At 57.9% G+C, this 22,538-nt stretch carries 20 protein-coding genes; 1 reads left to right on the forward strand and 19 read right to left on the reverse strand.

The window, feature by feature from the left end; genetic code table 11:
* The 16 genes from fliN to NBV64_RS07020 all read right to left on the reverse strand — a co-directional run bounded on the left by fliN (position 1) and on the right by NBV64_RS07020 (position 13,899).
* A complete protein-coding gene (fliN, locus tag NBV64_RS06945) occupies positions 1-504 on the reverse strand; it encodes a flagellar motor switch protein FliN (protein WP_250756951.1) in 504 nt (167 codons plus the stop codon).
* A complete protein-coding gene (gene fliM / locus NBV64_RS06950) occupies positions 501-1,508 on the reverse strand; it encodes a flagellar motor switch protein FliM (RefSeq protein WP_009458081.1) in 1,008 nt (335 codons plus the stop codon). The genes fliN and fliM overlap by 4 nt, the downstream gene beginning before the upstream one ends.
* Complete coding sequence (locus NBV64_RS06955) at positions 1,509-1,994, reverse strand: flagellar basal body-associated FliL family protein (protein ID WP_226349333.1); 486 nt, start codon at positions 1,992-1,994, stop codon at positions 1,509-1,511.
* Between the two features lie 212 nt (positions 1,995-2,206).
* Positions 2,207-3,553, reverse strand: coding sequence for a flagellar hook-length control protein FliK (locus NBV64_RS06960; protein ID WP_250756952.1), 1,347 nt, complete (start codon positions 3,551-3,553; stop codon positions 2,207-2,209).
* Positions 3,554-3,565: 12 nt separating this feature from the next.
* The gene (gene fliJ / locus NBV64_RS06965) at positions 3,566-4,015 is read right to left on the reverse strand and encodes a flagellar export protein FliJ (RefSeq protein ID WP_009458076.1); all 450 of its coding nucleotides are present in this window, start codon (positions 4,013-4,015) and stop codon (positions 3,566-3,568) included.
* A gap of 2 nt (positions 4,016-4,017) precedes the next feature.
* Positions 4,018-5,460: a flagellar protein export ATPase FliI gene (gene fliI, locus NBV64_RS06970; protein ID WP_371477461.1), complete on the reverse strand. Its 1,443-nt coding sequence runs from the start codon at positions 5,458-5,460 to the stop codon at positions 4,018-4,020.
* A complete protein-coding gene (gene fliH / locus NBV64_RS06975; RefSeq protein ID WP_021446819.1) occupies positions 5,460-6,200 on the reverse strand; it encodes a flagellar assembly protein FliH in 741 nt (246 codons plus the stop codon). Before fliH ends, fliI begins: the two co-directional genes overlap by 1 nt.
* 85 nt (positions 6,201-6,285) lie before the next feature.
* The gene (fliG, locus tag NBV64_RS06980; protein ID WP_009458072.1) at positions 6,286-7,296 is read right to left on the reverse strand and encodes a flagellar motor switch protein FliG; all 1,011 of its coding nucleotides are present in this window, start codon (positions 7,294-7,296) and stop codon (positions 6,286-6,288) included.
* A complete protein-coding gene (gene fliF / locus NBV64_RS06985) occupies positions 7,283-9,016 on the reverse strand; it encodes a flagellar basal-body MS-ring/collar protein FliF (protein ID WP_009458070.1) in 1,734 nt (577 codons plus the stop codon). Before fliF ends, fliG begins: the two co-directional genes overlap by 14 nt.
* 104 nt (positions 9,017-9,120) lie before the next feature.
* A complete protein-coding gene (gene fliE, locus NBV64_RS06990) occupies positions 9,121-9,456 on the reverse strand; it encodes a flagellar hook-basal body complex protein FliE (RefSeq protein WP_009458068.1) in 336 nt (111 codons plus the stop codon).
* Positions 9,457-9,598: 142 nt separating this feature from the next.
* Positions 9,599-9,919, reverse strand: a complete 321-nt coding sequence (locus tag NBV64_RS06995) for an EscU/YscU/HrcU family type III secretion system export apparatus switch protein (RefSeq protein ID WP_115634930.1) — start codon at positions 9,917-9,919, stop codon at positions 9,599-9,601.
* Positions 9,909-11,171 carry a flagellar hook-length control protein FliK gene (locus tag NBV64_RS07000; protein ID WP_250756953.1) on the reverse strand — a complete coding sequence of 421 codons (1,263 nt, stop codon included), beginning with the start codon at positions 11,169-11,171 and terminating at the stop codon, positions 9,909-9,911. Before NBV64_RS07000 ends, NBV64_RS06995 begins: the two co-directional genes overlap by 11 nt.
* Entirely contained in the window at positions 11,168-11,503 is a 336-nt protein-coding gene (locus NBV64_RS07005; protein ID WP_115634934.1) for a flagellar protein FliT, read from the reverse strand. The genes NBV64_RS07000 and NBV64_RS07005 overlap by 4 nt, the downstream gene beginning before the upstream one ends.
* Before the next feature lie 78 nt (positions 11,504-11,581).
* Complete coding sequence (fliS, locus tag NBV64_RS07010) at positions 11,582-12,013, reverse strand: flagellar export chaperone FliS (RefSeq protein WP_026484537.1); 432 nt, start codon at positions 12,011-12,013, stop codon at positions 11,582-11,584.
* 6 nt (positions 12,014-12,019) lie between these two features.
* A complete protein-coding gene (gene fliD / locus NBV64_RS07015) occupies positions 12,020-13,408 on the reverse strand; it encodes a flagellar filament capping protein FliD (protein WP_250756954.1) in 1,389 nt (462 codons plus the stop codon).
* Between the two features lie 89 nt (positions 13,409-13,497).
* The gene (locus NBV64_RS07020; RefSeq protein WP_170978593.1) at positions 13,498-13,899 is read right to left on the reverse strand and encodes a flagellar protein FlaG; all 402 of its coding nucleotides are present in this window, start codon (positions 13,897-13,899) and stop codon (positions 13,498-13,500) included.
* A 236-nt stretch (positions 13,900-14,135) separates the two neighbouring features.
* Between NBV64_RS07020 and NBV64_RS07025 the strand changes: the two genes are divergently transcribed.
* Positions 14,136-14,897 carry an RNA polymerase sigma factor FliA gene (locus tag NBV64_RS07025; RefSeq protein ID WP_250756955.1) on the forward strand — a complete coding sequence of 254 codons (762 nt, stop codon included), beginning with the start codon at positions 14,136-14,138 and terminating at the stop codon, positions 14,895-14,897.
* Positions 14,898-15,539: 642 nt separating this feature from the next.
* On the opposite strand, the gene NBV64_RS07030 is transcribed toward NBV64_RS07025, so the two are convergent.
* The 3 genes from NBV64_RS07030 to NBV64_RS07040 all read right to left on the reverse strand — a co-directional run bounded on the left by NBV64_RS07030 (position 15,540) and on the right by NBV64_RS07040 (position 22,407).
* A complete protein-coding gene (locus NBV64_RS07030) occupies positions 15,540-18,692 on the reverse strand; it encodes an O-linked N-acetylglucosamine transferase, SPINDLY family protein (protein WP_250756956.1) in 3,153 nt (1,050 codons plus the stop codon).
* A gap of 156 nt (positions 18,693-18,848) precedes the next feature.
* Positions 18,849-19,931: a FliC/FljB family flagellin gene (locus NBV64_RS07035; protein WP_250756957.1), complete on the reverse strand. Its 1,083-nt coding sequence runs from the start codon at positions 19,929-19,931 to the stop codon at positions 18,849-18,851.
* A 460-nt stretch (positions 19,932-20,391) separates the two neighbouring features.
* On the reverse strand, positions 20,392-22,407 hold the full coding sequence (locus tag NBV64_RS07040; RefSeq protein WP_009458332.1) for a PhoX family protein: 2,016 nt from the start codon (positions 22,405-22,407) through the stop codon (positions 20,392-20,394).
* Positions 22,408-22,538: the final 131 nt, after the last annotated feature.

A 22,538-nucleotide genomic window follows, 5' to 3' on the forward strand; every position in this document is an offset into this window, starting at 1 on the left:
CTAGCGGCGGCCGTTCAGGCGTTGGATACGATCCGATGGAGTCACGATGTCGGTGACGCGAATACCGTATTTATCGTCTACCACGACCACTTCGCCTTGGGCGATCAGGTAGCCGTTCACGTAAATATCCAGCGGTTCGCCAGCCAGACCGTCCAGCTCCACCACGGAGCCCTGGCCCAGTTGCAGAATGTTCTTGATGGTCAGACGTGTGCGACCCAGCTCCACCGACAGCTGGACCGGGATGTCCATAATCATGTCGATATCGGTGGTGGCGTTCGCTTCGGCGTGCTCCATGGGCGGGAACAGATTGCTGGCCGGGCTGGATTCGTGCACAGGCGTGGCCGCGCTTTGCTCGGCCAGTGCCGAGGCCCAGTCATCCTCCAGGGGCTGTTCCAGTCCTTGGGCTTGGGTGCTGCTTTGGCTGCCAGCCTGTTGCTCAGCCATCGCGGCTGCCCAGTCGTCCTCGGGCGCAGACCGGTCGTTAGGGTTGTGAGGGTCGCTCATAGGGACTTACCTTTAGTCAAATCGCTGTCGTTGGTGGCCAAGATGTTTTCTACCCGCAAGGAGTAGCGGCCACCGGAGGTGCCGTAGCGGCATTCCAGAACCGGCACGCCATCCACGTGGGCTTCAATAAGAGTGGGGATTTCAATTGGCAAGACATCATTGGCCTTTAACTGGGTCAGCTCGGCAATGGTCATGTCTATATTGACGAAGTTGGCAATCAGTTCAACTTCGGCGCTGCGCACTTGTCGTGACAATTGCTGGGTCCAGCGCTGGTCGATATCGTTGGTGCCTTTGTCCTGCAAGGGGCGGGTCAGCAGATCGCGCAGCGGCTCGATCATGGAGTAGGGCAGGCAGATATTCAGATTGCCACCCTGGGCACCAAATTCAATATTGAAAGAGGTCACCACCACGATGTCATTGCTGCTGCTGATGCTGGCAAACTTGGTATGCATCTCCGAGCGCATGTACTCCGCTTCCAGCGGGTAGATGGACTCCCAGGCACCGCAGTAGCTCTCCAGCGTCAGGGTCAGCAAACGCTGGATGATGCGCTGCTCGGTCGTGGTGAAGTCCCGGCCTTCGACGCGGGTGTTGTAGCGGCCATGGCCACCAAACAGGCTGTCGATAATCAGGAAGACCAGGTTCGGGTCGAAGGTAAACAGCGACACGCCCCGCAAGGGCTTTAAGGCAACCATGTTCAGGTTGCTGGGCACGGGCAGGTTGCGCTCGAAATCCGAGTACTTTTGAATACGAATGGAACCGACGGTGATGTCTGCGTTGCGGCGCATGAAGCTGAGCATGGTCGAGCGCAAACGACGGGCAAAGCGCTCGTTGATCAGCTCCAGGGTCTGCATGCGGTGACGCACTACCCGGTCTGGCGAGGTCAGGTCATAGGCCCGTACGCCAGTCAGGTTTTCGTTCAAGGGCTTGGTGTCAGCGCCTTCGCCGGTAACACCGGCCAGCAGTGCATCGACTTCGTCTTGGGATAGGAAGCTCTGATACGACATTTATTGGATGACAAAGGCGGTGAACAGGACATCATTGATGTTCGGTACAGCAGTGTTGGGCGCGTAGGGCTCTTTCAGGCCGGCGCTCAGCTGTGCAACCAGGGCTTGACGCCCTTCGGAGGTCTGGATGTAGGTGGGGCGCTGTTCAGCCAGAATCTTGAGCACGCGATCACGCACCATGGGCATGTACTCCACCAGCATGGAGCGCGAACCATCGTCCTGGACACGCAAGGTGATGCCCACGTACAAGATGCGCGAGCGGCCATTCTCGTTCAGGGTGACGGTAAAGGGGTCCAGCGGCGCAAAAATGGGTTTGGCATTGACCTTGACCACCGGCGGTTCGTCCGGGGCAGGGGCCGCTTCAACCGATTGGCCTTTTTCTGCCCAGGCCAACCAGGCAGGCGTGCTGCTTTGTTGCAGGGAGTAGTACAGCGTTGCGCCCACGCTAGCGGCGATAATAAACAGAACCAGCAGACCGGTTTTCATCAGGCGTGCAAGTTTGGTGGGTGCTTTTCGGGCCATGTGATGTGAGCGATGTATTTTCTAGCGTATTACAAACAGACAAACGCATGTCGGGCCTGAGCCTGACTGCATGCCTGAGCTATTGTGCCGGAGGTCAGACAGGACAGGCCCGGCGAATAGACGCTGCTTTTCGAGCTTAATCATGCTTTTTGCCGGGCTGTCTGTGGGACTGTGAATCAGGCGAAGGTATCAACCAGCGCGTCGGGGTTCAGCGAGCGTGTGGCGCTGCTGTTCACCAAGGGGCTGCTTTCGTCAGCGGAAGCCACGCCGTTCAGGCTGAAGGCGGGTTGATCGCCTTGATTGCCCTTGGCGGCCAGTTGCTCGTGAAAGGCCTGGTGCGAGGCGTGCTGGTCGCCTACGTCAGCCTGTACCAAGGTCAGCCCGTTTTCTGCAAACTGCTGTTGCAGCTGCTGCAAGGATTGCTCCAGGGCGTGGCGGACTTGAGCATGGGGCGAGGTGATCATGGCGTGGGCCATGCCATCTTGCATTTGCAAGGTAATGCGCAAGGGGCCCAGTTCGGGTGGGTCCAGACGAATGTCGGCGCTTTGAACGCCGCCTTGAGCCTGTTGGGCCAAGGTAATCATTTGACGACCCATGGCCGCCCCCCATTCGGGGGACTGGACCGGCGTGGCAATGGCCAGCGTCAGGGGGCTGGGCAAGGCGGCCGGGCTGTTGGCCTGGACTGCGCTGGGTGCGGCGCCAAGTTGGGCTAGCAGGGAAGCATCCAGAGCGGGCAGGTTCAGATTCACGCCGGCACGGGCATCGTCAGCAATTTGTCGTCCAAAGCTAGCCAAGGAAGCCGACGCTTCATCCATCAAACGTGACTGGGATGAGGGCACATTAGCGTCGATGCCAGTGCCTGGCGGGTTGTTGTTCAGTAATTGTGCTGTGTTCACCGCTGATTTGCGAGTAGTGGTGGCGGCCAGCGGATTGCTGGTTTCAACGGCTTTAGGCAAGACCAGTTCGGCGCTCAGATCAAGCTTGGCTTCTGCTTCAACAGCGTTCAATGGCGCGGTCTGAGCTTGACGGCTACTTGGCTCGGCGGCCAGATTCTGGCGTGTGTTGAGAGCGCTCAGTGGCAGTTTGCTATCGGTTTGGGCACTTTTTGGGTCGGCCTTGCTGCTCTTGATGGCCTGTACTTGCGAAAGAATCGACAAGGCCATGGCAGGCAGGCCGCTATCGGCCGGGGCATCAGTGTCAAGTTCCAGATCGCTCTGATCGGCAATCAGCAGGGCCGGGTCTTTGATCAAGGGGTCCAGCTCGCTGGCACCAGCCTGTTCGGCCACGGCGTCAGCCAGCTTGGGGCTGTCGGCGGGAACCTGGGTTTTGGTGCTGTCCTGCTTGGCGGCTGCTGGTGTCTTGCCAGCCCCTTTGTGTTGCACCTGCTGCTGTTGTGTTTGCAGATGCTGGGCAAAGCCTTCGTCTTTGGGCGCATGCGCAGCCGCAGGCCCGGCCGTGTTAGTGACGGGGGCCGAGGGTGCGGCAGGGGCCGCAGGTAAAACCGAAAGAGTGGGCGAAGTCATGGCGGCGCTTGTTTAATAGGCGGTCTGGCTACGAGTAAAGAGACGAGCAGCGATTTCATCGCTGTTACGTTGTTCCATTCTTTGTTGCTGGACTTGCTGGGTCTGGAGACGGCGGTCGATCAAGGTTTCATACGCTTTCAGGCGCTGCTGATGGCCATACCAGACCTGGCGTCCCTGTTCCATTTTCTCTTCCAGCGCTTGGATGACACTATTTTGCTGGGAAATGGCCTGGTCCAATGTCACGATAAAGCGCCGGAAATTGTGGTAGTTCGCCATGGTTACCCCAGTTTGGCCCACATCCAGCAGGCGCTGGGCGTAGTCCTGGCGATAGGTCTGCAACATTTCCAGCTGCGACTGGGCCGCATCGCGCTCTGTTCGCAGCTCCTGCAGATGGCGGGCCGCGTCGTCCACATTGTTCTGACTGAGATCGACCAGCGTATGTAAAGAGGCGTTGGCTTTCATGGCTATTGCTCGCTATTGAGAACGGCGTTCAATTCATCGAAGGCGCGTGGCACGTCCACACGTTGCTGCATGCCCTGGCGCAGATAGGCTTCCAGCCAGGGGAAACGATCAATGGCTTGATCAATGGCTGGATCATTGCCACGGGTATAGGCGCCCACGGCAATCAGGTCGCGGTTGCGTTGATAGCTGGAGAGCAGGCCCTTGAAGCGGTGCACCATCTTGATCTGTTCTGGCTCCACAATGCTGGGCATGACCCGCGAGATGGACGCTTCGATATCAATGGCCGGGTAATGGCCGGTTTCCGCCAGACTGCGCGACAGTACAATGTGACCGTCCAGGATCGCGCGGGCCGAGTCGGCAATCGGGTCTTGCTGGTCGTCGCCCTCGGTCAGCACGGTGTAGAACGCGGTGATCGAGCCGCAACGGCCTTGTGCATTGGGTTCACCGTTACCGGCGCGCTCCACTAGGGCCGGTAGCTTGGCAAATACGGAAGGAGGGTAGCCCTTGGTGGCAGGCGGCTCGCCAATTGCCAAGGCGATTTCGCGCTGAGCCATGGCATAACGCGTCAGTGAATCCATGATCAGCAAGACGTTCTTGCCTTCATCGCGGAAAAACTCGGCCAGACGGGTGGCGTACACCGCGCCTTGTAAGCGCAGCAAGGGCGAGACATCAGCCGGGGCCGCGACGACAACCGAGCGTTGCAGGCCTTCTTCGCCCAGATTATGCTCAATAAATTCTTTAACTTCCCGGCCCCGTTCACCGATCAGGCCCACGACAATGATGTCGGCTTGGGTGTAGCGGGCCATCATGCCCAGCAGCACACTTTTACCCACACCGGAACCGGCAAACAGACCCATGCGCTGACCACGGCCTACGGTCAGCAAACCGTTGATGGCACGTACTCCTACGTCCAGAACCGTGTCGATGGGACTGCGCTTCAGTGGGTTGGGTGTGGTGTGGCTGAGCGAGACGCACGCTTGCGCGTCGATCGGGCCCAAACCGTCCAGCGGATTGCCGCTGCCATCGACCACGCGACCCAGCAGGCCGGGGCCGACCGGAACATGGCGCGAACGCGCCTGGGCGGGCAGGCTGTCCGGTTGATCGGAGTCGGGCAGCGGAACCGGCGGCTGCAATTGAGCTTCAACCGGTACAACACGTGCACCGGGAGGCAGGCCGGAAATTTCGCTCAAGGGCATCAAATACAGCGATCTGCCTTCAAACCCTACAACCTCGGCTTCGGCCCAGATGTTTTGTGCGGCAGATAATTCCACTTTGCAAGCGGCCCCTACAGCCAGCTTCAAACCTGTAGCTTCCAGCACCAAACCCGTGGCGCGGACAACGCGGCCGCTGCGCAAGCTGGGCTCAATGGCCTGAACCCGTTGCTGTGCCGACAGCATCTGGGCGCGCCAGCGTTCGGGGGAGGAGGCCAGAAGGGGCGTTGCCATCAGGGCTCCGAAGAGACGGGCAAGCCCAGGCTGGCCAGGGCGCGTTTCCAGCGAGTGGCAAAGGTGGCGTCAATATCGCCGTAGCTGGAGCGCACACGACATTCACCGCGTTGCAGTTGGGGGTCTTCTTGCAGACGCCAGGCGCGGGGCTCGCCTTGTTCAATCAGAAACTCACGCACCAGGCTGATGTCGTCCGGGTGCAAGCTCAGTTCCAGGGCGCTGGTATCGCCTGGATCACTACGCAGTACTTCGGCAACCAGATCGCGGATGCGGCTGGGTTCGGCCTTGATGGTGCTTTGCAATACATGCTCGGCAATACGTGTCGCCAGCTGAATCAGGGATTGGCCCATTTCCTGATCCATCAGTTCAATGGACTGGGCGCAGTTCTGGTTCAAGGCGACAAATTCCTTGATGTACTGGTCAATCTGTTCTTGTGCCTTGGCCATTCCAGCCGCCATTCCGGCTTCATAGCCTTGGGCATGGCCACTTTCCTGGCCTGCTGCCAGACCAGCAGCATGGCCCTGGTTGTAACCGGCCTGATAGCCCTGGGTATGGCCTTCTTCCTGCGCCTGGCTGCGCTGGTTTTCCAGATCGCGCTGCAGTTCTTCCGGGGTAGGAGGGACGAACTCGGGCTCTTCCGGTTCCGGGGCGACGACAGGATCATCCAGCCCCTGCATTTGCCAGCGGCTCCAGCTTTCCTGAAGTTCCGAGTAGGCCGAGGCTTTACGGTGGCTGGACATTTACAGGCTCCCGCGCAGGCGGTTCGTGCCTGGGCACAAGCGAATAACGGCTTGGACGGGCAGGAGCTGCCCAAACGAGGCCGTCTTAGACATACTCGTCCCCACTCAGGCCACCCAGCGTAATCTGACCGGCTTCGGCCAGGCGACGGGCCACCTGCACAATGGCTTTCTGTTCCTGTTCCACCTTGGACATGCGGATCGGGCCTTGGGCGTCGATGTCTTCGCGCAGCATTTCGGCAGCACGGTTGGACATATTGCGGAAGAACTTGTCGCGCAACTCTTCGGGCGCGCCTTTCAGGGCAATCGTCAATGCAGAGGTCTCGATTTCCTTGAGCAGCAGCTGAATGGCAATGTCTTCCACATCGGCCAGGTTCTCGAACACGAACATCTCGTCCACGATGCGCTGGGTCAGGTCGGCGTCCATGCCGCGCAGACTGGTCAGGACGGACTCTTCCAGGCTGGCGTTCATGTAGTTCAGCATCTCGGCTGCCGTGCGTGGACCACCCATCTTGCTGCGTTTGGCACCCTGGCCCGATAGCATGCCGTTCAACACTTCGGTCAGCTCGTTCAGGGCCGTGGGCTGTACGCCGCCAAAAGTAGCAATACGCAGGACCACATCATCGCGCAAACGATCCGGAATGTAGCCCAGAATGTCGGCGGCGCGATCACGCTCCAGATGCACCAGAATGGTGGCAATAATTTGGGGGTGTTCGTCGGCAATCAGCTCGGCCACGCTGGAGGCATCCAGCCAGTTCAGGGCATCAATACCGCTGCTGGAGCCTTCGCTGTTTTCCAGCAAGTCTTCGATCAGGCCAGCGGCTCGGTCCGAGCCCAGCGCCTTGTTCAGTACGGAGCGGATATAGGCGTTGGAGTCCAGTGCCACCGCCATGAACTGGTCGGCCTCCTGGCGAAAGCTCTCCAGAGCCGCGTCCATATCGGCACGGGTCAGTTGCTTCAGGGACGCCATGGCGGTACTGAGCTGCTGCACCTCACGAGGCGAGAGGTGGCGAAACACCTCGGCGGCGGCATCTTCCCCCAAGGACATCATCAAAATCGCACTGCGTTCGATGGAATCGTCCGGTTTAGCCGTTTTCATTTTTTTCATCTTTGTTTAACCAGGAGCGCAACACCATAGCCACGGCACGTGGGTCATCGTGAGCCATCGTGCGGGCGGTGTTCAGATTCTCTTCGTAGCGGCTCATTTCGGCGGCACGTTGTTCAGCAGCCTGTTCGCGAGCAGATTCTTCTTTCTGGCGCTCGACGCGGGCGTCAGCCACCGCCTTGGCCTGGATCAGGCCCTGGATGATGGGGTTGATGACGATGCGCCATGCCATGAACAGAATGAATGCAAAGACCAGATACTTGACCAGTTCCATAGCGAGCTCGCGGTACTCCGGATTTTTCCAGAAGGGGGTATCAATATCGCCTTGTTCGTTGAACTGTCCGTTCACCACGCTCAGGCTATCGCCTCGATCAGCCGAGTAACCGACGGCTTGTTTGACCAGATCGCGGATCTTGTCCAGTTCTTCCTGCTCCAGCGGCTGTTGGTCCTTGTCCGTATTGCGATAGTTCACCACCACGGCTACCGACAGGCGGCTTAGCTGACCCAAAGGACCTTTGACGTGGCTGATGGTGCGATCCACTTCGTAGTTCACGGTGGAGTCGTTACGCGCATTGCCGGTGTTTTGCAGCAAGCGGGCCTGTTCGGCCAGGGACACCAGTGAAGGGTCTGTACCGGCCGCTGCAGCGTTTGCGGCGTTGGCGGTTTGTGCGGCGGCATTGGCCGGCTCAGTTGCCGGAGCAGCCGGGGCTTGGGGCTGATTTGGCGCAGCAGGCGGGTTGACCAGATTGGCGGTGGCATTGTTGGGAGCCTGATTGCTCAAGGCACCGGGCACGCCCTGGGGCTGCTGCGGGTTGCGTTGCAAAGAAGAGCTGGTCTGCTGGCTGCGTACCGCGGCCTGACCGGGTTGCTGATTGGGCTTGTAGACCTCGGACGTCTGCTCGCGGCGCGAAAAGTCCACTTCAGCCGTCACCTGGGCGCGGACGTTGCCAGCACCGACCAAGGGGTTCAGCAAGGTCAGGATGCGCTGGACGGCTCGGTATTCAATATCGTTTACAAAATTGCGCTGCTGATTATCAGCACCCATCTCGCCAGTGGGCGCGGTTAGCAAGCGGCCATTCTGGTCAATGATGGACACCTTGTCGGCTTGCAGATTGGGCACGCTGGAGGAGATCAGCCAGCTGATGGCGGAAACCTGGCCTTCGCTCAGGTCGCGGCCCGGATACAGCGACAGCACTACCGAAGCGGTCGGAGACTGGCGGTCACGTACAAACAAGGTTTCACGCGGCATGGCCAGGTGAACGCGCGCTTCCTTGACGGCATGCACGGCCTTGATGGAATTGGCCAGCTCGCCTTCCAGGGCGCGCTGATAGGTGACTTGCTCGGTGAACTGGCTGGCGCCAAAGCGACTTTGATCCAGCAGCTCGAAACCGGCATTGCCACTGCGCGGCAAGCCTTGCGAGGCCATTTGCATGCGCACATCATGCACACGATCTTGTGGCACCAAAATGGCGGTACCGTTGCTGTTGAACTGGTAGGGCACGTTCATCTGGCCCAGGGCCGAGACAATCGCACCGCCATCGCGGTCGTCCAGATTGGAGAACAGTACCTGGTAGGTAGGGCCGCGGCTCCACAGCAAGAGGGCGACAATCAGAGCAATCAGTGCGGCACCCAGCCCGATCAGCGCTACCTTGGGCAAGGCGCGCAGTGTGTCGTAGCCAGGAAGTTTGTTCAGCAACTGTGCTGTCTGACTCATGGGTGAGGCAGAGGCAGGGTTCTGCATGGAATCAGGGGAGTTCAAATCAGGACGTGCTCAGGCAGCATTAAGGAAAGGGCGGCGGGCATGAAAGAATCAGGCGCTTATACCGGCATACTGGCAATTTCTTGGTAGGCGGCCACTAAGCGGTTGCGTACCTGGACGGTGGCCTGAAAGCCAACGCTGGCTTTTTGCAGGTCAATCATCACGTCGTTCAAGGAAATTCCGGGCTCGCCCATTTCAAAGGCCTGAGCCTGGGCATTGGCCTCATTCTGCGCCTGGGAAACCCGGTTCAAAGAGCGGGCCAGCTCGGCGGCAAAACCACCGGGAGCGGCGCTGCTGGCCGAGGAGGACACAGAACTGGAAGCCCCGGCCGCTTGCGCAACTGCGCGCATCTGGGCCAAAAGGTTTTCAATGCTGGAGAGATTGGAAATCGACATATTCGCTTGCCAGAAAGTCAGGATGGGCCACGCGCACAGGTGCGGGCAGCTTGCCGTGCTTAATGTAACGTTTAGAACGCGAGGCTAAGCAGGGTATCTAAGCCCAAAAACAGGGGCTTTTCAGCCCTTATAAATAGCAGGCTCAAGTTTTTGGGGCGTCGTGCAAAGCCTGCAAGGCTTGTGTGGCCTGGGGATGGCCTTGTTCCAGGGCGTAGAGCCAGGCCAGCAATTCAGCCACGGCTTGATAGAGCTGAGGGGGGATATGACGGTCCAGATCCACCTGCATCAGCAGGCCGACCAGTTCGGGGGACTCGTGTACGTACAGACCGTGCTCGCGGGCGGTCTCGACAATTTTTTCGGCCAAGGTGCCGTAGCCTTTGGCAACGACACGCGGGGCCCCGTCTTTGGGCTCGTAGCGCAAGGCCAGGGCCTGCGGGCGACGGGAGGGGGAGTCATGACTCATCGGGCAGGTCCTGCGGCAGGGTCGGGTCGGCTTCAATCTGCAATTGGCTCAGGATCAGGCCCTGGTCTTGCAGACGTTCGCGCAAGGGCAGGCTGTTCTCGTCCAGATAAGGGGCGGATTGATCGGCCTGAATATGGACCAGCAATTGCTGGTTCAGGAGGTTGAGCCGTAGGGTGATCGGCCCCAGCGTGGGCAGGTCCAGTTGCAGGGTACTGGACCAATGTTCGGTTTCGTCCTCTGACTGGGCATGGTGACGTTGCACACTCCAGTTCATGTCGGCATCCGGCCAGGCCTGACCTTGCCATTGCAGGTTCTGGTAGGCCAGCGTATCCAGTTGCTGACGCACCAGCAGGCTATTGGCCGGGTCCTGGGTGCTGGCCTGGGCCTGAGGATTCTGGCTTGTGCTGGTATGTGTTTCGGCCGCGGGGCGATTCAGGTTTTGCGGCTCTTGCTGTAATTCGCCAACGCTGCGTTGCCCAAAGTGCAGATCACTAAGATGAGACTCGTAGAATAGCCCGCTTTGTTGCAAGGCCTGGGGCAAAGCCTGGCTGAAATGCTGGGCCAGAGCAGCCGTGCTGCCTGTAGGCAGGGGGCTTTGGGTTGCGGCGCCGGTGGTCGCAGTGCCTGTTCCCACAGCACTGCTGCCTGTTGTCATTGCACTGGCAGAGCCCGCGTTTGCGCCGCTTGTTGCTGTGCTACCGGGCAAGGGCAGGCGCTGCTGAGCCACGGTGGCGATTGTGCTGGCGGTATTCTGTGCTGTGCCTGCCCGCCCCGCCGTCTGGGTATCGCTGCCGGGACGCGTGGGCTCCTTGCCGTCCGCCTGCATCGTGGGGCGGCCAGGTAACAAGGCCTGTCGTCCCTGGATAGCAGGGGCACGATCCGGAAAGCGCTCCAGCAAGGACAGGATCAATTGGGCAGTGCGCCCCAGGGTTGTGGGGGCCGAGCTGGTGGTGGCCGTATTGGGGCCACGAGCATTCAGAGCCGGGTCGGTCGAGGTTTGTCCGCTTTGTGTGCGGATATTCCGGCTATCGCGACCCTGGGTGTGGGCGCGGGCTTGATCTACGCTTTGGCGTTGATCACGAGCCGTTTGGTTTTCGGCGCGCTCGGGGCGCTGGCTGCCCGGTGTCTGGCTGATGGCGTCCGGTCGGGCGCCCGTGGCGATATTGCTTTGCTGTCCAGTGCTGATACCCAGAACGGCATCAAGCCGTTGAATGAGCAGCGTCCCCAAGGGGGAGGGGCCGCCTATGCTCATGGATGAACGCTAGGGTTGTAATACGCTTGCAACACGGTTTGCTGGCGCTTCATATTGCCCAGCAGTGCACCCAGACGCCCCAGTTCGGGGGTGGCCAGATGGCGGATCTGGGCGTCGTCCTCCAGAATTTGGGTCAGCAACTGACGGCGTGCCTGTTTTTCAGTAATAGACAGGTCTTCCATGTTCTTGAGCTTTTCCACGGCGAGTTGATAGTGTTCGGATTGTTCAAACACATCCTCCCAGCGAGCCGTTTGGGCAAGCTCCAGCATGTGACGGGTGATGCTGGCGATAATTTGATATTGATCGACGATCGGGTTAGAGGTATCGCTCATGTTCGTACCAGGCGCTAAAGGCGCAAAGGAGGTTGGAGGTGCAGGTCAGGAACAGAACCTGTCCCGCGAGCCCCGGAGTCAAGCTGGCTGCTTGGCACGTTGGGTATCAACATTGCTGCGCCAGGCATCGGCAATATCGGTCAGCAAACGCTCGGCCAGCGTCAGCTTTTCCGCGTCATTGCGAAGGTTGGCCAGCATCAGATTGTGCAAAATCAGGTCATAGGTAGCGACCAGATTGCGGGCCAGCTCTCCGCCCTTTTCGGTATCGACCGCCATTTTCAGGCCGCTATCGACAATATCAATAGCCTTCGATAGTGATTGCCCCCGCCCGGCAATATTGCCCTGTTCCATATGCAAGCGCGCTTGCAGCATGGCGGTGCGAGCACCGTTAAATAACAGGGTAATCAGATGTTCGGGGCTCGCGCTCAAGACCTCGGTTTCCAGACCTACTTGAGCGTAGGCGCGAACCGATTGTTGGCCAAAGCGACGGGAAGGGGCAGGATAGCTCATAGGGGGTTATTTATTGCTGTTCATATTGCCCAGCATGGACAGTTGCTGGCTTAGGTAATTGCTGGTGCCTTGCATGCGGTTGATCATGACGTCCAGTTGGACAAACTGCTTGCGATAGGCTTCCATCTTGTTCTCGATACGCTGGTCGGCTGCATCATACTGATCCTGCAATGTCTTGCCGACTTTTTCAGCGCCAGCCTGAGCGTTGTCAATGCGACCATCTTTTTTGATGAATTCGTCAGCGGCTGCTCGTACGCGGCCGGCAACGCTGTTCTCACCCACGAACATGTTCTTGACGTCCGCCATGTTGGTCTTCAGGACTTCATTCAACTTTTTTTCATCCAGCTGCAGATCGCCCGTCTTGGGGTCGACGTTGATGCCAAGGCCTACCATGGAGCGAATCTGGCCTTCGCCGGGCACATATCCTAGCGTGGCGTCACGCATGGCGTTTTGTGCTTCACGGGCCATGGAGTCGCCGGTCAGGGCCGCGCCTTGTTTCAGGTCGACGTTGTAGGCGGTCAGAGCACGGATGGACTTGTTGAACTTGTTGTAGGCTTCGACATAATCTTTTACTGCTTTGGCCGCTGCGCCGTCGTCTTTGGCTACATCGACATTAATTGGCTCGTCACCTGCCTTGTTCAGCGTGATTTCCATGCCTTCAATGGTGTTCTTCAAGGTATTGCTCTGGCTGGTGATGGCAATGCCGTTCACGGTCAGCTTGGCGTTCAGCGCCTTGGTTTGCTCAAAGCCGCTGGCAGCTGGATCGCTGGCATCAAAGTGCAGCAGATCGGCCAGATCATCATTGCCGTCTACGCGAATCGTGCTGACCGAGGCGGCTTCACCGGTTTCACCGGCGGACAGTTGCAAGCGGTAAGGCTCGTCCGGATCACCTGTGTTGATGATGGTGGCTTTCATGCCCAGATCGGCTTCGGCATTGATGGCGTTCATCACCCCTTGTAATGAGGTGTCTTGGCCCTTCATGTCCAGGCTGTGTTCTTTGCCATTGGCCAGGCGAACGGTGATTTTGCCGCCTTCGCCGATTGCTGTATCGCGCGACTTGTGGGAGCCGGTGGTCAGCGTCTGACGAGTGGCAAGATTATCAACCTTGATCACGTACTGACCGGGCGCTGCTTTGGAATTGCCGGTCACTTTGATGTTTTCGCTATTGGCGGTGACTTTGACCGCGCCAAACGAGTCTTCCGAGTTTAGGGCCTTGGCGGCGGTTTGCAGCTCTGCCAGACTGCTTTTGAGCTGACCGTAGGCCGAGATCTTGTTGGTATTGGCCACCTGGCGGTTCTGGATGACAGCAAGACTCTTCTTTTCCGTCTTGCGCAAATCTTCCAGCAGCTCGTCCAGCTTCAGACCTGAGCCCACGCCAATTGAAGAAATAGCCATATCAAATACTCCTGTAGTGTCCTATTTTGTCGCGAATGTGTCGCGCGCAAAGCCCATGTCAATGGGAAGTTTCGATGCCAGTTTGGTTTTTAAACCTTCACGCTGACCGCGTTGCCCTGCAATTGCACGATCATCTTGGCAATCTGGATCACCGCGTCAGACGGGACGGTGCGCAGAACCTCGCCGGTCGAGTTGTCCACAATCGAGACCACCAGACGCTGGGCCTCGTCGTCCATATTGAAGCGAATGCCGGTGGACCAGGCCTGCAAGGAGTTGTTGATCTGGTCCAGGGTGTCGTCCAGTGTGTTGACCATGCCGGGCACGGGTTCGCGTTTGTCGGGCCAGCGTTGCTGCAACTGGGTATCGGTACTGCTTTCCTTGATGGGGGTCACCGTGGTGGCCGCCGAAGGCGTAGGGGTGCCGGGATTTTGCTCCACTGGGGAGGCTAGGGGCACCAAGGCCGTCGTTTGAGATGAAACTGAGTTGATCATGACATCACTCCAAAAGGGGCTTGGTGGCAGGCCTGTTCAATGGGGGGGCTTGGCACCTGTAACGATCCAATTACGGCACCTGCGCCTGTATCTTTAGGAGATATTTTGGTTTTTGGCCGCTTCAGACCCGTTTAAAGCCTGAATAAGATGGCGAAAGACTGTCTGATTTGGGGACTGTCGGGCAGGGCGGGCAGGCAAAATAGCTCAATCTTTATTGTCCGGATTCTTGCCTGTCCATGCCTCGTTCAGAAGACGTCCTGGTTGAGCAGTACGCCCCATTGGTGCGCCGCCAAGCGCTCCAGCTTGTGTCGCGCCTGCCCCCCAGCGTTGAACTGGATGATCTGATGCAGGCGGGCATGATGGGCCTGCTGGACGCCGTGCGTCGTTACCAGGTGGTGGCCGAGGCCCAGTTTGACACCTACGCGGTCACCCGAATTCGTGGCGCCATGCTGGATGAGTTGCGCAGCCAGGACTGGCTGCCGCGTAGTGTGCGCAGCAAAGCGCGCCAGATCGAAGTGGCCGTCAGTGCCTTGCGTCAGGAACTGCTGCGCGAGCCCACCGAGCCGGAAATTGCTGAAGCCTTGTCCATGAGCATGGACGACTACTACGAACTGCTGGATGAGGCGGTCGGAGTGCAGGTGATTCATTACGAAGACCTGAAACGTCATGCCGATCCTTCCGCTGATGCGTTGGAGTTTCTGGAAGACAGCACGCGCGAGCAGGCGTACTTCGATAATCCCCTGAACCTGTTGACCTCCCAGGGCCTTCGGCAAGCCTTGATTACCGCCATCGACCAACTGCCTGAACGTGAGAAATTGCTGTTCGCCTTGCAGTTTGAGCAAGATTTGAATCAGAAAGAAATTGCTCTGGTGCTGGGTGTGACAGAAGGGCGCGTATCCCAACTGCGTAGCCAGGCCGTGGCCCGTATCCGCGCCAGTCTGGCCAAAGACCAGTGGGACGCCATTTCCGATAGTGCGGAATTTCAGGTGTTGTTGTAAGCCTGCGCGTGCTGGCTACCAAGCTTCCACTTTTCGACTCGTACAAGGGACTTTTTCTGGCTCTCGTGTGCTTATAGTCGTCTGATGCTGAAATAGCTCTAAATTTGTAGCTTTTTTGGAGCCATTATGGATGCGATTTACGCTGATTATTCTATTAGCATGTCCGAGTTCAAGAAGAACCCGGCGCAGGTATTTGCATGGTTGGAGAAATGCCTGTTGCTGTGTCGAACCTTAACCGGCCTGCCTTTTATGTGGTGACTTCTCGTTTGTTCGAGGCTTTGATCAAAGAGGTGGCTAATCGGGATCTGGATGAACTGGTGCGTCGACGGGGCTGGTCGTCAAGGATAGGGCGGTCGAGGTTGATCTTGAATAGCGTTGAGCGATAGCCCACAAAATACAAATTAAAGTTCTTCCCCGAAGCCTTGCAAACCTTGGGGGCGGCTGGGTGTACCGCATGTTCCGGGTTTTGCATCGCGGGGCAATTTGCGGCATTGTTACAAAATCAAGCTGCTCAAGCAGGGCTATCGCCTAGCTTATACGGTAGAGGACGATGTATTGGTGGTCTAGGTGCTGTGTTGAATACGGTTGGTCTGAAAATCTGGCCTTTCCTGTAATTCACCGTCAGGAAAGGCCAGATTCGCTTTAACGATAATCCTGCTGGAAAGCAGTTTTTACTGCCTGGAGTTGTGCCCGATTGATGTTGGCCTTGATCTTGAACAGGCCCGCTGTTTCAACGGTTTTTTCGGCGTTCAGGAATTCCAGGACGGGTTTGTAGAACTCACGGTTCCAGAAGTCATGGATGAAGATCCGTGCCGAGGCGGGATCTCCTTTTTCGAGCACGTACTCGATACTTTCCAGGGTGCAGGCTACGCGGAAGCGGCCATCGACCAGAATTAGGTCAAAGGGCAGGTCCTGGGTGTGGATGGAGCGGCTGTAGTTGGGGAATTGATCCGCAGCACGCAGGTCCACGGGGTAGCCCCATTCTTTGGTAGGGCCAATGTCCACATGATTGACCTTGCAGGCCTCACCTACTTCAGCGTGCAGTTGTTCCAGCCAGCGGCGGTCGCTTTCTACGCCATGAACGAGCAGGCCCATGCTTGCGGCCAGTTTGGTGGAGCCGCCACTGCCAAATTCGTAGTAATGCTGGGCCTGATCCAGGCAGGATTCAAAAAACTCGATTTCGGCGGAGGTCATGGCCGGGGTGTCGGGAATCTTCATGCTGGGCAGGTTGCGCAAACGGGCCTGTTTTAGGTAGTCCTCGGCCTTGGGGTGCTGGTGCTGCGTCAGCAAGCGCTGGGTGTAGTCGTGAGCCCCAAAGTAGGCGTGCAGAATAAACGCCAGTTTTTCCAGTCGCTCGGAAGGAAGATCTTGCGTGTTGCGGGGCAAGAACAGGGCTATGGCTGAACGGGTGCGGCTGCCACTGTGGCTTTCCTTGAGCTGCTCGTCGGTGTAGCCGCTTTCGCAATCAAAGGCTGTGAGTGTGTAGAACTCTAGGTCATGCGGTGCAAGCAGGTCGCGAGCCTGTGACAAGTCCAGCTGCTGCGCATCGCCCGGTGCAAAATGCACTTTGATGGAAACAGCTAGGGCTTGTTCCAGGGTATGGGTAGCATTGCCGAGCAGGGCGTGGTTGTCGTAGTTGTCAGCCAGCATCAACCAATCGATAGGTGCATCCCGGTCCAGATCATCCAGTCGGATAGAAGGCAGGTCAAACTGAGCCAGCTCAGGGGTGGCATTCAGTACGGGCGGCAAGGTGCCGCTTTGCCCGTTGTCCATACGAGCTTGGAAATTGACGACCCCGCCATGTCCCAGTACGGCTTGCTGAACGATTTGCAGCCGATCGCGGTTCAAGGGCAGGATCAGGTCCCGGGTAGTCGCTGCCGGGTCAAAGCAAATGACATGCAGGGCCCCAGTTGCGTAGAGCTGCTCGAACTTTGCATCCTGAACCAGGCGGGCACCGTGGTCGATCACAACTATGGGGCTGGTCAGCTCGAAACTGAAGCCCTGGTCGTCATCCGTTTCCTGCAAGGGCACGGCAAGCTGGGCGTTATCCTGGTCTTCAAAGCGAACTTGATGATTTGCCTGGATACTTAGTGCCGCAGGAGCTGCACCGTCGCAATGACGTTGCCAGATTGCTCGTAATCCCTGGCGCAAGGACTGGGCAAAAGAGTTGTGATCGCATACAGGTGAATTCAGGAATACCTGGCGCATTTCGCTGCGCAAGGAGGCTAGCAAAGCATGGTCTTGCGCTAACAGGCAAGCAAGGGACACGTAATGATCCCAGGACTGCGCAACCAGCTGTGGATAACCGGCGTTGCTGATGTGGCTGGTTGAGTGGCGGCTTGCAAAAGTAGGGCCAGGCAGGGTAATGACCGGCGCGCCCATCAACATGGATTCCAGCGTGGTCAGCCCGCCTGAAAAGGGCCAGGGGTCCAGAGTGATGTCTACGCGGTTATAGGTTCTGAGTAGTTTTCGGTGATTTGACTGACCTTCGAAGTCCAGACGCTCAGGATCAATGCCTTGGGCTTGAAAACCGTCCCTGATGCGCTGTGTGAACTCTTCGCCTTCGTACAAGGAGCCTTTCAGCAGCAGGCGTGCATCGGGTACTGCTTTTAAAATAGCTGCCCAGGCTCGAATGGTGGGGGTATTAATTTTGTTGGCATTATTGAAGCAGCCAAACGTAATGAAGCCATTTTCAATATGGGGAGCCGGTCCTACGTCTGGTACGTAGAATGGCGGCGTGTAGCTGATGTAGCCGTTGGGCATGCGGATCAGCTTCTCGGTGTAATCTGAATCTGTGCCTTCAGGGCTTTCAAAACGGTCCGAGATCAGATAGTTGATGTAGTCCAGCCCCATGGAGTTGTTCAATCCGCCGACCCACTTCACGATCAGTGGGGCAGGTTTCATGGACAGCATTCGCAGCCGGCTACCTTTGTGATAGCCGCTCATGTCGATCAGAATGTCAATCCGGTCCTGGCGGATTCGCTGGTTTAGTTGCTCATCGCTCAGGGTAGCGATGTCGTGCCAAGCGTGGCATTGTTCGCGGAATTGTTCGGTGACCTCGTCAGGCTTGTCGGTACTGCTGTAAGCGTACAGCTTGAACTCTTTTTTAGGCAGGCGTGTTAGCGAACCGCTGGTCATGCGAGTAACCGGATGGTTGCTGAAACCGTCGGACAGCAGGCCAATTCGTAGTGTCCGGCTTGCGATGCGGCGCGTGTCAGCCGCGCTATACATGGTGTAGGCGAAACGTTTTTGCCAGTCCTGCTGCAGTTGACGAATAGTGCCCAGATCCAGATCCGGGTTGAAGTGTTCGTCGGTAATGACTTTACCGAGAATCAGATGGTTCTTCGGGTCTTGCCGATGAGCTTGGCGCAGCAATGCGCGCGAGCTCGCCAGGTCACCACGCTTTGCATGGAGCTCGGCCAGTTTGAACAAGGCCACAGCACTGGGCTTTTGCTTGATCTCTTCTTCCAGCAGTGTCTGGGCTGAAGCGTAGTCCCGACAAGCCACATAGACGTCCACCGCCAAGTCGCGTGCGGCAAGGTCTTTTTTGACTTGGAGCAGGGGCAGGTAGTCGCGCGCTTTCTGAGGGTTTTTTTCGTTGATCAGCGCTTTGATGATGAGCGATAGGCTGGCCTGATGCTTTGGGTGATGGGTCAGCAACGTCTCCAGGAGGTCAATGGCGGCAGGGAACAGGCCGTCATTAAATAGCTGGAGGGCTTGTTGATAAAGCGTATCAGGGGACACGGGGCGGTCAGAGGAGGACATGGCGTGGTAGGGGGCTGAAGTCTCGTTCAAATCTGGCTAGCATACCGGTCAGGCTTAGGGATCAATGCGTGAAATAAGCCGGTTTTTCAGGGCTTTGGACAAAAAAAACCGGATATTGCAGACAATATCCGGTTTTCGTGCAACTGGCCGACGGGTAAACCTGTCGGCCCGGTGTGCGGCGGCTGATTAACGCAGCAGCGACAGAACCGTTTGTGGAACTTGGTTGGCCTGGGCCAGAACCGACGTACCAGCTTGTTGCAGGATCTGAGCACGAGTCATGTTGGAGACTTCGACTGCGTAGTCGGCGTCTTCAATACGCGAACGCGAAGCGGACAGGTTGGTAACCGTGTTGTTCAGGTTGGCGATGGTGGACTCGAAACGGTTCTGCACAGCACCCAAGTCGGAACGCAGGTTGTCCACGTCCTGGATAGCAGCGTCGATCGATGCCAGAGGAGCGACCAGCGACAAAGTTTCCTTGTCGGTCACTTCAGCGCCACGAGCCACGGAGATGGTGTTGGCGGTTACGTTGGCGGTGATGGTGCCAGCAGCGTACACCTTGCCTTCGTGCAGGATGTAGTTGGTGGAAGTTGCGCCAGTGGTTTGTGTCAGAACGGTGCCGCCGTTAGCTGCAGTAACCAAGGTGTTGGCATCGCCCATAACTGCGTCAACAGCTGGACCGGTAGTGGTGCCAGCAACAGCAGCTTTCATTTCGAACTTGGTAGCGTCGAACTTCTTGGCCAGTTTGGAAACGTCCAGATCTTTCAAGTTCAGCGTTTCGGAGTCGATCTTTTTCAGGTTAACCGAGATGGTTTCGCCGTCGTTAGCACCAACTTGAATGGCCAGGGACTGGTCTTTGGCCAGGACTTTCACGCCGTTGAACTGAGTTTGTTCGGAAACGCGGTTGATTTCGGCCAGACGCTGGTTGATTTCAGCCTGGATCGAAGCCAAGTCGGTTTCGGAGTTGGTGCCGGTGGTGGCTTGCACGCTCAGAGTACGGATGCGCTGCAAGTTGTTGTTGATTTCGTTCAGCGAACCTTCGGTTGTCTGAGCGATAGAGATACCGTCGTTGGCGTTGCGGGCAGCTTGTGTCAGACCGTTCACGTTGGCGGTGAAACGGTTGGCAATAGCCTGACCGGCGGCGTCGTCTTTAGCGCTGTTGATGCGCAGGCCGGAGGACAGACGCTCAATGGCTTGACCCAGTGCGCCTTGCGATTTGCTCAGATTGCCTTGGGCAACGAGGGAAAGCGAGTTCGTATTGATAACAGACATGGTAACTCCCAATGTTGAGTAGAGCGGCGAAACGGTTTCGCCCTTTGCCCAGGAAAGCGTTGGCGTTCTGCTAGGCCCCAGGGGGCTGATCGCGCATTCGACACACTGCGTTCTTCCTGTACAGCACCATTAACGGATGGGGCAAAAAACTCTTTAGGGGCCTGTTGAGAAAATTTTCTCAGCTTTGTCTTGATGCCTTGAATTACGCGGCTTCAAGCATGACGACCCGGTGTGCAGAGCAGCCTGTTTGCTTTCGTTTTCCGACTCTGAATTCTGATTTTTCCAGTTCGCTGCCTGGAAATGGAGCAGATAGCGCTGTGCCGCAGCAGACAATCCAGAGGCCTTGTTTGAGGTGCGCAGTCAAAAAAAGCAGCGGGGCCATCTATTGACGGCCCCGCATTGTAAAAACTTAAGAAAAAACTGGCTTGGGCGGATTTAAATAAGGAACCCGCCCTTGCGCTTACACGGCAATAGGCTTGCCATCCGCACGTTGGATGACGACGGTCGAAGAACGCGGGCGTACCGTGTTCATGCTGACTACCGTGGCGTCATGCGTGTCGTAGGCCGGCCAGTTCGAGGGGTGCTGAATGTTCAGGAACAGGCTGGTGTGGTCGGGCGTCATGGAAAAGCCGGTAATTTCGGCTTCGTTCGGGCCTACAAAGAAGCGACGCAGATCGGACTGGTTGCTGGCGTTGATGGCCGGGCCGGTGCCCGAGCTGTCCGCCAAGGCACCTGGAATCACGGCCAGCATCTGGTCGTTGGTGGCGCGCGCAACATTGTTCTTGCGTCCGCCGTCGATGCCGTTGTCGGTCTGAATCCACAGAATGCCACGGCTGTCGAAGCCCAGGCCGTCGGGGCTGGCCAACTGGTTCAGGTCGGTCAGGCCGGAGCGGTTGGTGTCTGCGTCCGCACCCGAGTCCGAGCCGAATACGAAGATATCCCACTTGAACTTGTTTGAACCGGGTTCGTCGTGCCAGCGGATGATGTGACCGTTGACGTTGTTCAGGCGCGGGTTCGCGGGGTTGGTGCCAGTGGACGCGTTGCGGCTGGTGTTATTGGTCAGCGTCAGGTAGATGTCGCCATTGCTGGGGTGGGTAGCCGTCCACTCGGGTCGATCCATCGGGGTGGCACCGACAAAGTCAGCGGCGCCCCGGGTATTGATCAGGATGGCGTCGAGGCTGCCAAACTCGTCTGCCAGGGTACGGCCATTCTTGCCCACTGTGGTACCCGTTAGCGGCAGCCACTCGCCAGAGCCATCTTCCTTGAAGCTGGCCACGTACAGCGTGCCCTTGTCCAGATACTTGGCGCCCACGGCCAGGCGATCCGTGCGCTGGGCGTCTTTCGGGTCCCAGTTCGCTTCGGACACGAAGCGGTAAACGTATTCAAAGCGCGAATCGTCGCCACTATAGAAAGCCAGGGGTTTGCCGGCTTCGGGCTTGCTGTAGGCACAGCCTTCGTGGGCGAAGCGACCCATGGAGGTGCGCTTGGTGGCAATGCTGCTGGGGTCGTAAGGGTCGATCTCGACCAGGTAACCAAAACCGTTGACTTCGTTGCGCCAGTCCTCGGTGGCGCTGGCGCCTGTTGCGGTCACGTTAAAGCGGGCGAATTCGCCCAGGACTTCCGAAGGATCCTTGGCAGCCGTTTCCCACTGGTAGCGGCCAACGGGGCCAGCCGATACGCCCACACGCTGCTGGTGAGGCGGGCGGATGCCGGTGTTGACAAAGCAGGCTGCCCAGTTCTCTTCAGCGGTGATGTAAGTGCCCCAGGGCGTGGTGCCGTTACCGCAGTTATTGTTGGTGCCGCGCACTTGCGTGCCGTTGGGCGAGAAGGGGGTCTTGACCCAGTCCGTGCCACCCACAGGGCCAGCCAGTTTCATGGCCGTGGCCGAGGTGAAGCGGCGGTTGTAGCGCGAGTTCTGAACGATGTCCCAGCGGCCATTGGTACGACGAATATGGATGATGGCCACGCCGTGGGCGTTGATTTCCTTGCGTACTTCTTCTGCCGGGCGCTTGCCATTGACCAGGGTCGGCCCATTGGGGTGCAGGGCTTTTTCATCAATGTATTCGTGGTTGACGGCCAGCAAGCCCTCGGTAGAGCTTCCTTCCAGAGGGAAGAAGTGCATGCCGTCATGGTGCATGCCCATGGAGTTGAGCAAGTCGTTGGAGCTGTTATTGCCGTTCTTGTCCCAGGGCAGGGCATTGTCATTGATTGGCGTACCCCATGGGGCCAGTACATGGGCGATGTAGCCGGGAGGTACGACACAGCCGTCGGTCATGGAGGTGGGCAGGGATTCAAAACCCAGTTTGACGCTTGCTGGTGGTTCCGGATCAGGGCCGGGACCGGGTTTCGGGTTCTCGCCGCCGTTATCAGTGGAATTGCCTCCTGTGCTGCTGTTATCGCAACCAGCCAGACCAAAGCTGCTCATGGTGGCCAGGGCGGCTGCCAGGCCACCGCGCATCACGGCGCGGCGAGTCATGCTTCGTTCCAGGATTTCACTGAAAGGGGTGTTCTGACTAGCGTTACGAACAGTCTTGTCGGAGATATGTTTGCTCATAGTGATAAATAGCGCCAAGGCTGAGTTGTAGGGGTAGCGCTCATGCTAGTGGT

The sequence above is a fragment of the Alcaligenes sp. DN25 genome (assembly GCF_023674485.1).
GTDB lineage: Bacteria > Pseudomonadota > Gammaproteobacteria > Burkholderiales > Burkholderiaceae_B > Alcaligenes > Alcaligenes phenolicus.